This window comes from Metabacillus sp. RB-C-LZQ-3-1 (assembly GCF_058315175.1).
On the sequence record NZ_JBZFLI010000009.1, the window covers coordinates 118,794 to 130,675 of the forward strand.

General features: G+C 31.2%; 9 protein-coding genes. 6 read left to right on the top strand and 3 right to left on the bottom strand.

All coding sequences use genetic code 11. The annotated features are described in order from the left end of the window. Positions 1-67 precede the first annotated feature (67 nt). Positions 68-1,273 (bottom strand): tyrosine-type recombinase/integrase, encoded by a 1,206-nt coding sequence (locus AC4GZ8_RS15560; RefSeq protein WP_491082813.1) that lies wholly within the window; start codon positions 1,271-1,273, stop codon positions 68-70. Between the two features lie 309 nt (positions 1,274-1,582). Here AC4GZ8_RS15560 and AC4GZ8_RS15565 point away from each other — a divergent pair, with 309 nt between their 5' ends. Together AC4GZ8_RS15565 and AC4GZ8_RS15570 are read left to right on the top strand one after the other, a co-directional pair. After that, complete coding sequence (locus AC4GZ8_RS15565) at positions 1,583-2,953, top strand: hypothetical protein (RefSeq protein ID WP_491082814.1); 1,371 nt, start codon at positions 1,583-1,585, stop codon at positions 2,951-2,953. A 212-nt stretch (positions 2,954-3,165) separates the two neighbouring features. Next, positions 3,166-3,717 (top strand): hypothetical protein, encoded by a 552-nt coding sequence (locus tag AC4GZ8_RS15570; RefSeq protein WP_491082815.1) that lies wholly within the window; start codon positions 3,166-3,168, stop codon positions 3,715-3,717. A gap of 127 nt (positions 3,718-3,844) precedes the next feature. Here the strand turns inward: AC4GZ8_RS15570 and AC4GZ8_RS15575 are convergent, their stop codons facing one another. After that, positions 3,845-5,050 (bottom strand): tyrosine-type recombinase/integrase, encoded by a 1,206-nt coding sequence (locus AC4GZ8_RS15575; protein WP_491082816.1) that lies wholly within the window; start codon positions 5,048-5,050, stop codon positions 3,845-3,847. A gap of 238 nt (positions 5,051-5,288) precedes the next feature. Here AC4GZ8_RS15575 and AC4GZ8_RS15580 point away from each other — a divergent pair, with 238 nt between their 5' ends. Further along, on the top strand, positions 5,289-5,561 hold the full coding sequence (locus AC4GZ8_RS15580) for a hypothetical protein (RefSeq protein ID WP_491082817.1): 273 nt from the start codon (positions 5,289-5,291) through the stop codon (positions 5,559-5,561). A 276-nt stretch (positions 5,562-5,837) separates the two neighbouring features. Here AC4GZ8_RS15580 and AC4GZ8_RS15585 read toward each other — a convergent pair whose 3' ends face one another. After that, a complete protein-coding gene (locus tag AC4GZ8_RS15585) occupies positions 5,838-6,593 on the bottom strand; it encodes a site-specific integrase (RefSeq protein WP_491082818.1) in 756 nt (251 codons plus the stop codon). A 539-nt stretch (positions 6,594-7,132) separates the two neighbouring features. Here AC4GZ8_RS15585 and AC4GZ8_RS15590 point away from each other — a divergent pair. From AC4GZ8_RS15590 to brxC, 3 genes are read left to right on the top strand one after another with little or no spacing between them, the layout of a single operon-like run. Continuing rightward, on the top strand, positions 7,133-7,729 hold the full coding sequence (locus AC4GZ8_RS15590; protein ID WP_491082819.1) for a BrxA family protein: 597 nt from the start codon (positions 7,133-7,135) through the stop codon (positions 7,727-7,729). Positions 7,730-7,731: 2 nt separating this feature from the next. After that, positions 7,732-8,274: a DUF1788 domain-containing protein gene (locus AC4GZ8_RS15595; protein ID WP_491082820.1), complete on the top strand. Its 543-nt coding sequence runs from the start codon at positions 7,732-7,734 to the stop codon at positions 8,272-8,274. Between the two features lie 12 nt (positions 8,275-8,286). Then, positions 8,287-11,865, top strand: coding sequence for a BREX system P-loop protein BrxC (gene brxC / locus AC4GZ8_RS15600; protein WP_491082821.1), 3,579 nt, complete (start codon positions 8,287-8,289; stop codon positions 11,863-11,865). The last annotated feature ends 17 nt before the right edge of the window (positions 11,866-11,882 follow it).

Below are 11,882 nucleotides of genomic sequence, written 5' to 3' on the forward strand. Positions count from 1 at the left end.
TTGTTATTAACGAGAGTAATATTCAACGATACTCCCCGCCCTTGATATATCAACGTTTGAAACAATGTTATTCAGAATTGGCCCCAGTTTTGGCCCCAATAAGACTTTCAGAGAATAACTGAACGCTTTCTTCTTCCAAATCTAAAAATGTATGACCGTATATGTCGAGAATCATTTGTGGTGTATTTCCTAGCCGTTCTGCGACGACCTTCACACTTGCCCCACGTTTACCTTGGCTAAGGAGAAGTGTAGCGTGTGTATGCCTTAATCCATGTGGTGTAATAGGTTTTAAATTAGCTTTTTTTAATATACGTCTTAGTGAATAAATGATACTGTTGTCTGTGATTGGATTGCCAGTTTGATAAGAAATGAAAATGAAGTCATTATTATTCAAATGGTATCCATATTTTAGTCTTGTTTCTTTACACCACTTCTTATACGTTTTCAACTGTTGGATTAAGATATCGTCAATTAGGATGGTACGGTAACTGTTTTTAGTTTTAGGTGATCGTACCCCTTTATTGTCCCTAGTCCGTTCTACTGTAAGTGTTCTCTTAGATAAGTCAATATTGTTCCATTGGAGTCCACATGCTTCTCCACGACGTAATCCGGTATAAGCTAAGAGTAAAAAAATAGTGTAATTAGTTATATTCTCATGCTCTTTTGCAGTTGATAATAACTTGTTCAACTCATGCGCTTCTAAAAAATTATCATTTATACTAGTTCCCGTGGAAAAAAGTTCTGCATTTTCATCGCGAATGGTAATTTTAGTGAAGCGGTTTCTAGGTAAAATTTCATCATCTACAGCTGCATTGATACCGATTTTAAATAGTCGATGAAACAGCTTTACAGTTTCGACCTTATATTTTTTGAGAAGTGGATTTATATAGGCTCTTTTATAAGTTGTCTTGTCCAACTTTTGAAGCTTATAATGACCCAACAAAGGCTTGATTTGTAAGCGAATGGCCATTTCTCGTTGTTGACGAGTGGTAGGCTTCCAATCTAACTTATGAGTTTCGTACCAAAGGTCAAACCATTCAGCAATGGTGAAATTTGAATACTCTACTTGTTTGATAGCTCCTTGTACTGTATTAGTTTTTACTTCTAATAAGGCTTGGTACGCCTCTTTTTCGGAAAGAAACCCTCGCTTCTTTTTCTCTTTACGTTTCCCCAATGAATCATAATATTTGTGACGAAACATCCAGCGCTTTTCACCTTTATTGTTAATAGAATAATAAAGTTCTGGATCTTTTTTTGATTTGTAATACTCCATTCAATCTATCCTTTCTTTAGCATGGGTGAAGGGATAGAAAGAAAATATATTATGATTAAATGATTAAGTATATTATATTTGTTAAATTGTACTTCACAAATTAATTATAATATATGGAGGTGAAAAAGTCTTGCTAAGGTGTTTTGGTTTCATAGAGTTCTGTCATTAATTTGTTTCAACATTGTGCCAAATGGTTGAGTAACTGCTTTCTTTGATAATGGTTAATTATGTTAAAATGTAATTTGGTTTCTAAATATACTTAAAGGATCTAGGAAGGTTTAGTGCAAAAATATTCAAGGGAGAATTTTTATGGAAAACCAATGTATATATTGCGGTATCGCTAAAGATTTATCAAAATCGGATATAATACCAGATGCATTAACTAATGCGAAAATCATCAACCCTAATGTTTGCAGGATAGAACATAATAATAAATTCAGTGATTTATTTGAGGATGAGGTTATCAGAAAGTTGGCATTAATCACAAATGAACTAGATATCAAATCGAGTAAGAGCAAAAAGTATGCATCCTATTCAACAAAAATAAATATTAATGGAACAGAGTATAGTACAAAGATTTCATCAGAGACTGAATTGTTCCGCAATAAAAAGATGCGTAGCGAAGACGGAAGATTTTTATTTGGACCAATTGAAGAAATCAAAAAAATTAAAGATGCAAATGATAAAAATATAACTCAAATTGATGTTAACCAAACAGAGATTGAGAAAAAAGTTAATATAGACTTATCTGTATTTTTTAGTGAATCTATGTATAGAATGATGGCTAAAATTTCCTTTGAATGGTATTGTCTGCAAAATGACATAAGTGGTAAAGTTAAAGCGTTTGAGCCAATAATTCAATTCATAACCAATGGGATTGGAGAAAACATAGTAACAATTGTAGACAATGAAGAATTGTATAGTACATTAAAAGCGACTACAAATTTTGGAAGCCATACACTTCTTTCATATGTTGCGAAAGATAATTCGGTTAATATATTAGTTAGTCTATTTGGTATAGCGATTTATAATATTAAAATCTGTAATTCTGTAATCGATGAATGTAGGAATAATGTTATTCTTCAAGAGCTTACACTTGATGCAAAAAGAGTTCAATTTAAGTTTGATACATTTGAAAATTTTACAGATGATTTTCATAATAAATTTACTGAAGTTGAATTGGGAAATGGTATTAAAGCTAAGATACCAAAAGATATGACAGATGTATTATTACATTATCAGTTATTTTATGGAACAAATTATCCTTTATTTCAAGGCGATTTACAATTTTTAAATAAGCCTAGTGAAAAAATAATAAACCTCATAATTAAAAATATGGAAGATACATTACAGTCATCTGCCTTAACACTGCGGGGATTAAAGAGGTTTGTGAAAGAGCGCTTTAATAGTTTTGATGAAGAAATCAATTTGAATCCGAAAGGCACTGATAAAAAAGCAGTGTTTATGTTTTACCTGTTGTTTATTATAGGGCAATCTAATGGTGAGATAAAAGGCCTTCATGATTTGAACAAAGTGCTTAAAGATAATTTTTTAAGCGAAACAATTGGTATCAATGATAATGTGATTTACAAATTAAATGATGAGATTTTTTCTACAAAAGACTATTCGGAAATTATATTAACAGGTGCTAAGACTATTGATAGTTGGAACTATGAATAAATTGTAGAAAGCAATAGATATCAAAACCTTTTTACCTCATAATAACTCATCGTATGTGCTTTAATACGGTCTTTTCTACAAATTAGAATAATTTATATGGTTTCAAGGATAAAATGTTGACAAGGAAGATTTTGATAAATACATATCGAGAATGTTGATAGAAGAAATGGCTCTCTTTGGTGTAAAATGTTTACAAAAGGGGGAGTAATTTTATGATTGATGAACAGAAGGCTATTACGTCAGTAATGGAATTTTTACACGATGAAAACAAAAGAACGCTACTTGTAAGAGGTTACGATAACGAAGCAAAATTAAAGGTAGTACTCTCCTGTTTAAATAAGGAGTTTAAACTAGGAATAATAAGAACAAGTGCTATGAGTGACATATCAGATCATATTAATCGTGCTTTTAAAAGAGAATTGTTACCTAATGCAGTTAAATCAACAACGACATATAAGCTGGGAAAAATGACAGTTAACATAAACAGTTATGTGACTCACACACAATCTAATCCTAAAGGTAATGAGAATACTTTCACTTTATTTTATCCTGTTCAACTGGTTTTAGATAATCCCAAAAGATTGAGCAAATTTATAAATGAATTAGATAAAATTAGATCTAGGAAAATAATTTTAATCACCACAAATGAGTGGAGTATAAAAAAATGGGAAATTGAAAATTACATGGATGAAGTTTACTTTTATAACGTGGAAAATGACAATCCACAATTAATGAAAAATTTAAAGAATAATGGTGCAATCTAAAAAAGAGAAGGAAAATAGTATAAATACCAATGAGGTGCTTTTTTCGTTCAAAAATCATGGTTTAAAACATTAGGGGTATCCAGAAGTTCTAATATATGACTTTCTGGACAGCCCCGTTGAGTAGTGACTAATATACGGCAGAACGTACTAACTCAGTAAATATAGTAGCTGTCTCCTTTTTACGCTTTTGTAAAATATGATGATAAGTTTTATGAATTTCCTGTGGGGTGTTTCCTAGTCTATCAGCCACATCCTCAACCGTGGATCTATTTTCCTTATCGTTTAGAAGAACTGTTGCATGAGTATGTCGTAACCCATGTGGCGTGATTCTTTTTATACCTATCTTTTTTATCACACGGTTTAAAGTACTATTAAAGGTGTTCTCTGATAATGGTTTTCCTGTTTGATAGGAGATAAAAATATAATCGTTCTCTTTCAAATGACAGCCGAAAGATAATAGTGTTTTTTTACACCAAGTTTTATATTTTTTTAACTGTTCAATAATTGATTCATCTAGTTCAATTGTACGATAGCTATTTTCTGTTTTTGGTTCACGTACCCCTTTATTATCTCTTGTTTTATCAATGGTAAGTGTTCGATTCTCCATATCTATATTATTCCAACATAGTCCTAATCCTTCGCCTTTTCTCAATCCAGTATAAGCTAAAACTAGAAGTAAAGTATAATTTGTAATATTTATGATGTTTTTTGCTTTAGCCAACAATATATTCAATTCATGAACTTCTAAAAAATTATCCTTTAAATTAGGATTTTTAGTAGTGGTTCCCTCTTTTTTATTTTTTTCCTTCTCTTCGTTTTGAATCTTTAATTTGGTAAAACGGTTTCTTGAGATAATTTCATCTTCAACCGCTGAATTAATTCCTATTTTAAAAATGTTATGCAGAGATCCTACAGTACTTGTTTTTTTATTTTTTAGAAGTTTATTAATGAATTCTTTTTGATAAGTTGTTCTTTTTAACTCAGATAGTTTATAACTACCAAGTAGCGGCTTTATATGCAAACGGATAGCAGATTCTCTCTGCATACGTGTAGTAATTTTCCAATTTTGACTGTAGGTTTCATACCAAGTATCAAACCATTGAGCAACTGTATAATTTGAAAATTCAACCGTCTTGGTAGCCCCTCTTATGGTATCAACTTTTAATTTTAACAGAGCTTGGTAAGCCTCTTTCTCCGTATCGAATCGTTTCTTTTTCTCTTTTCGTTTTCCATATTGGTCATAATATTTATGGCGGTACATCCATTTTTTTTCACCTTTTGCATTAAAATAATAATAAAGTTCTGGGTCCTTTTTTGATTTGTGTAATTTCATCCTTCTATTCCTTTCTATCAGCATGGGCAAATGCAAATAAAAGAAATATATCGATTGATTTAATAAGCTTAAACATAATACATGATGAAATTTTTCTTTCTAACCCCAAAAGAAAAATAATTTATTTTTATTTTTTTGAAAGGCTATTCGAATTAGTTGAATTGGGTGCTACTATGCTTCACAGCCAGTTTCATAGCTGGTTGTAATGTGGGTACTAAGATAGAAAGAGGGTGAAAGTGTGTTATCACAAGCAAAGGTAAATATAGAATTGGATACAGAGTCGATCAAGGAATATATTCAACAAAAAATTGATGAACAAGTTAGCGAGAGTTTATTTATTGTAGATGTAGAAGCATTGAGTAAAAAATGCTCTATGTCGCGACGTTTCATGGAAGATGAATTCCTGAAAGATCCACGATTTAGGCTAATTGAAAAAAGTAAATCTCGAAAAAGATTCTACTATTGGGAAGAGGCAAAGAAAGTCATAGAAGAAATTATTGCTGAATGGTAAGGATGAGTTTAGAAGCTACTGTCATTATAGATATTATAAAAAATGAGCAGACATAAAAAATTAAAATAGCATGGGCAAGGGTGTAAAAGGATATAATCTTGATAAAGATAAATAGTAATCTATGAATAAAAAAAGGGAGTGCAAAAAGCACTTCCTAATTTAACTTATAAGTCATACTAACATCAAAAATATCCATCGTATCGTTTATCAATCTTGAACTAATAATAGACATGAAAGGTAAATATATTAAGTTTTTTACTGAATCTTTCTATCTATCTATCTAGAATAATGATCCAATATTTTATTTGTTATATCAATATTATTGTGACCTAGACGTTCAGTAATATATTGTAATGGCAGCCCCTTAGAAAGTAAAATACTTGCGTGAGTGTATCTAAGATCGTTTGCACTAACTGGTTCAATATTTAGGTTCAACAAGACTTTCTTTAATAATATTTCGGTTACTTGCTTACTTATCACTTTATATTTACTTTTATGATTGCAGAATACTAAATCTTCAGTATTTGTTTTTAGTGTTGTGAATAGTTGTTTAAATCTACTCATTGTAATTTTATCCAATGTAATAATACGATTACCAGACAAACTTCTTATAGGGGATATATTGCCATTACGTTCCCATGATTTATTTACATTAATAGTATTGTTAGTAAAATTGAAGTCTTCAAAGGCAAGTGCAACCGCCTCTGAATAGCGTATTCCTGTAGTAAGGTTTAGTAGTAAAACATAATATCCTAACTCATTTTCAAGATTTCTAAATAATTCTTCGTATAATTTATTATATTCCACTTCATTCAATACTCTTTTTGGTAACCCGATATTTGGTTTTCTAGATCCATTTATTATTAAATTTTCACCATATTGTTTTTTAATTTCTGCTTCACGTTTAGTTGCTTCAACTAAGGCATCTTCTTTCGAATGAAAACCTCCTTTTTTAATCATTTTTGTTTTTCCATCATTTATATAACGAATAGTATATTGCCAATTGTTTCCCTGTTTTTGTACATATGCCATTCTTTAATCACCTCATATATTTAATATTTCTACTTGTTATTAACGGTTTATACAACTTTGAAGGAATCCTCCTTTCGTGTATATTTTAAGTTTAGATTATGTTTTGAATTTATAGAAATAAGACTTCAGTTATAAAATTCAATTTCCCCAAAGTTAAGTTTAGGTGTAAAATAAATGGTTAATAATTTTCATGGGTAAATTTCTATAAGGCAATCATCAAAATATTTTGCCATGTGTGTTGTTTTAATAGTTATGGTATTGTGCGTATTATTGTAAAATGGTAACAATAAAGTAATTGAGAAATGAAAAAGATGACTATTGTTGGTTTCGTACAATAGTCATCTTTTTATTTCCTTTATTAGTTACCGATTGTGGTTCACCTTATCCATTTACATATTAAAAGGAAGCTGAAGACCTTTTTTTCTTTAATGAACATATATACAGAAGCTCCTTTAGATAATTTGAATAATAAGTTAATTTATATAAAATAGAAATTGTAGATATAATTTACCTAGTGATTTTGAAACGAGGGATTTTTAATGGAATATTCAGCTGGTTTTACGAGCGAGGGATGGTTCCAACAGGAAATTGAATATATTTTAGACCAACTTCACAAAGGTTTTAGCCGTGAAGAAATAAGAAGTAAAGTAATTGAGGATAATGTTTTCATGTTAAGAAGTGAATCGGCGATTAGTAAAAGGTTTCAAATGGTTTATCGCAGAGCAAAGACATTATATCCAACATTATCTGAATACTATTTCAATGGCACTAATTCTGACCAAAAAGTACTGTTATTATATAGCTTCCTTAAATGTTATAGATATGCCTACGAAAATTTCTATGAATTGATTATTTATAGATATCAACATAAGAATGGAACTTTACAGGTTTCAGATATGAGTTTTTACATGGAAGAAAAGGAACAACAATCAGAGAAAATCGCAAATTGGCATATAGCTACAAAAAAGAAAATCAACAGTACACTTCTATTATTTTACAGAGAAAGTGGTATGATTGAATTAGTAGAAGATGAGTATAAAGTCTCTCCTTTACATGTGAGTCAAGCTCTTAAACAATATGCTGAAGAACAGGACACTTTGTTAAAAGCATTAATAACATTAAAGGCAGGTGGTTAAGAGTGACCATATATAAACGATTAGAACAATTGGAAGAACGTATAAATGAAGAAGGGTTTACGACACCAAAAGGGATTGGCAGTGAAATTCCACATTTTGTTTTTGATTATCCGGCTGAAGATGAATTAGCAGTACGTACATATGTTGAGGGATTATTAAAAAGAACTTCATTAAATATTAAAGAAATCAATCTTTTTGAATTTCTTATCAGTTTATTCGAAGAAGATCTAGAAGAACTAATCACTATTGCTGAAGAAGAAGGCTATGTGGAGCTTTCTCAAGCTATTCAAACTGTTTTAGAAGATCAAGATTTGTTGGTGAACGCATTCATTGAAAAAGCGGATAACGAGGAATTGATTTTTATAACAGGTGTAGGAACAGTACATCCATTTATTCGCTCCAGTCATTTACTTAAAAAACTATCGAATCATGCATATAGAACACCGCTTATATTATTTTATCCGGGTTATTTTTCAGGAGTAGATTTACGTCTATTTAATAAATTCCGACATGAAGATGAATACCAAATTACAAGGATTTCATAAGGAGTATGAATAATGATTATTCAAGAGATTTTTGAGAAGAAAATTGACCGACCAATTAATGGTGTTGTACAAGCAGGTCAAATTGATGAAAATACAATACAAACAGAATTAGAAGAATACGTTGTAACAGCAGAAATTTTAGATAGCTTAAAAGGGTTTTATAAAAATTATGAGAAGGCGTATTCAACTCCAACCAAAAATGTTGGTGTGTGGATTTCTGGTTTCTTTGGTTCCGGTAAATCACATTTCCTCAAAATTTTATCGTATTTATTGGATGGTAAGAAAGTGGGAAATAAAACACCATTTGAATACTTCAAAGATAAAGTTTCTGATACCGCACTTTTAGATGCAATGTCTCGGATAGAATCAAAACCCTCAGATGCATTGTTATTTAATGTTGGTTCTGAAGCAGGAGCCAGTGCAGCACGTGGAACGAAAGAAAGTATTATCGAAATTATCTTACGTATTTTTAATGAACATTTAGGCTATTCAAATACTCTGTGGGTAGCAGATTTTGAACGACAATTAGCAAGTGACCAAAAATACGATGCTTTCTGTTCGAAAATTGAAGAATTGTATAACGAAAAATGGCAAGACTTCCGTACTAAATTCCGCTTGAGATATGCAAAAATTATTGCTGCACTTTGTGAAATTGGCTATGAACAAGAAACAGCGGATTTCCTAGTAAAATCAGCACAAAAGGAATTTTCGATTTCAGCTGTTCAGTTAGGAGAGCTTGTTGCACAATATTGTAAGTCAAAAGGACCTGATTATCGATTAATCTTTTTAATTGATGAAGTTGGCCAATATATAGGTACAGATAATAACTTAATGCTGGATTTACAAAACGCAGTAGAAGAAATTGGTGCTGCTGCGATGGGACAAGCATGGATTGCTGTTACTTCTCAGGAAAAGATTAAAGACGTCTCTAATATGAATGCAGCCAATACAAAAGACTTTTCGAAAATTCAAGGAAGATTTGAAACAAGGATTAATTTATCGAGTTCAGATACAGACGAAGTTTTAAAACGTCGTTTATTAGAAAAGACAGAAACGGCTTCGAAAACATTAGAGTCCATTTTTGAACCGAATGAGCAATTAATTCGTAATCGCCTTTCTTTTGATAAAGATCGAACACAATATCGCTCAGGCTATCGTTCAACAAATGAGTTTGTTGAAACATATCCATTTGTACCTTATCAAGTCGATTTATTGCAAGCCGTTTTAGAGAAAATTGGTATACATGGTGAAGGAAGTTCTTACGCTTCAAGAGGGGAACGTTCACTATTAAAAGCTTTCCAAGAAGCAGCGGTTTATAATGGCCAAGAAGAGTTAGGAAATTTAATAACAATGGCGGAGTTTTATCCAACTATTCGTCAACATTTAGAATCAGCTATCGTACAGACTATTTCGAGAGCTGAAAACCGTGCAAAAAATTTGGAAGGTCTTGTTGAATATGATGTTGATGTGTTAAAAGTATTGTATTTGATTAAAGGACTAGACCACATTAAAGCAACACCAAACAATATTTCAACACTTTTATTAGAAAGTATTCAGTCTGAAAAAAATGAACTTGTGATTAAAGAATCATTAAACCGTCTGGAGCAAACGATGTTTATTGAAAAGCACGCGGATGGAACGTACTCATTTTTATCAGATGAAGAGCAGGAAATAAATAAAGAAATTCGTAACGTTGATGTTAATGCTATCAAAATTAAAGAAAGATTAGGCGATACATTTTTTGAGAAAATGTATCCAAACGCTAAATATAACTATCAAAAAGGAAAGCTATTTGATTACAATAAACGTTTTGATAATTATGCAAAAACAAATATGAAGTATCCATTAACAATGCAAGTCATTACGGGTGGGTTAACTCCTACAGAAGCTGCATTGCAAGCAATAGAAGGGCAAATGGTTATTTATTTAAATGAGGAACTAATTGCTGAAGCAGAAGAAGCTATACGTATTTCTGAACAAATTCGTCGCTATGTAAATTTAAAACGCAATCCAAGTACAACACAGGCGCAACATCGTATTTATGATGCGAAAATGGACAGTATTGGTGACTACGAGGTAAAGGCAGAAGAACTATTAGGAAAAGCTTGTGAAGAGGCAACAATCTACATTCAAATGCAGGAGCGTATATTCCGAGGGAATTTTGAAAAGCAAGTATCAGACGCTTTTGATATGTTAATCCAAAACACATACAAGTATTTAGAATACATTGATGAACCAATTCAAATGAAAACATTCAAAGAACAATGGAGACACCTAACTGAGAAAGGTATATCAAATGATTTACTAGGTGAAACAGGTAATGTAAAAGCTTATAACGAAGTATTACGCCATTTAGATGAACTTATACGTATGCATCAGAAACCATCGTTAAAGGATTTTATTGATAAATATATTCAGGTCCCTTATGGCTGGAGTGACTACGATACAATTGGTATTGTCCTAGCTTTAATGCAGTCCGGTAAAGTAAAGTTAATGATTGCAGATGAACACTTTACACCAACGACTTCACCTCAATTTTATGATAAACTTGCTCGAACAACAGAGCGAGATAAAATACGTGTTATTCCTGAAATTGAAGTGGACCCAAAAGTGCGTCGTGAATTCATTGGTTTATATAAAGATTTGTTTGGACGAATGGATATAGGTGATTCTTATCAAGAGTTTGCGAATGCAATTCAAACTGCAGTTAAGAATTATTTTATCCAACCATTAGGAGAAATTGATGACCGTCGAAAGAAAACTATATCTTCTGAGTTCGCTTATCCTGAAGGAGCAAAAATTAGTTCTTTAAAAATTGATATTCTCCGATTAACACAAATTCGGGAACCAGAACAACTTGTAAAGGCATTTATTGATGCCGAGGATGATTTATACGATTGGCAAGAAGCGATTGAACAATTAGTTGGTTTCTATTTAAAAGCACCAATTGAACGTTTTGATGAAGCAGTATTGTTTTTAAATCAAGTTCAAAATGATTTACGTTATACTCAATCACAAAAGGTAAACCTGCTAAAGAAAAATATTACCGACATTTTAACCAAAGCATCACCATATAGTGAAATTCCGCAATTACCAAGTTTAATTGAAAAGCTCGATCAAGCAATTCAAGAAGAAGTAACAGAACAAAAACAAGGTCTTTCAAGTCAAATTACACAATTAGAGAAAAAGATAGATGATTTAAAAGATTATTATTCAAATAATGAAATCATTACAGAATTAATAAATGATAGAATGCAGAACTTTAAAATGTTGCAACAAGAAATTTTAAATAGTAATAGCCTAATCACGATTCAAATGAATCTAACAAAACTACGTACAGTAACAGAAACGATTCAAGAAGAAGCAAAACGTAAAGAAAAAGAATTGCTACAATTAAAACCACCAACTCCAGACACATCTGTTACGGTTGTACGTGAAAAAGGAACAAAAGTTATTTCTTCAGTCGAATTAAAAAACATGATTTCATATACAAACATTGAAACACAATCTGATTTAGATAATGTATTAGCTGAATTAAGAACACAGTTATTAAAAGAACTAAAAGAAAATACATTAAAAATTGAATTATAGGCAGTGGAAGGGGATCT

Excerpts from the sequence above, each read along its gene's own strand:
- AC4GZ8_RS15560 (WP_491082813.1), bottom strand. The coding sequence starts at position 1,273 with ATGGAGTATTACAAATCAAAAAAAGATCCAGAACTTTATTATTCTATT.
- AC4GZ8_RS15565 (WP_491082814.1), top strand. The coding sequence starts at position 1,583 with ATGGAAAACCAATGTATATATTGCGGTATCGCTAAAGATTTATCAAAA.
- AC4GZ8_RS15570 (WP_491082815.1), top strand. The coding sequence starts at position 3,166 with ATGATTGATGAACAGAAGGCTATTACGTCAGTAATGGAATTTTTACAC.
- AC4GZ8_RS15575 (WP_491082816.1), bottom strand. The coding sequence starts at position 5,050 with ATGAAATTACACAAATCAAAAAAGGACCCAGAACTTTATTATTATTTT.
- AC4GZ8_RS15585 (WP_491082818.1), bottom strand. The coding sequence starts at position 6,593 with ATGGCATATGTACAAAAACAGGGAAACAATTGGCAATATACTATTCGT.
- AC4GZ8_RS15590 (WP_491082819.1), top strand. The coding sequence starts at position 7,133 with ATGGAATATTCAGCTGGTTTTACGAGCGAGGGATGGTTCCAACAGGAA.
- brxC (WP_491082821.1), top strand. The coding sequence starts at position 8,287 with ATGATTATTCAAGAGATTTTTGAGAAGAAAATTGACCGACCAATTAAT.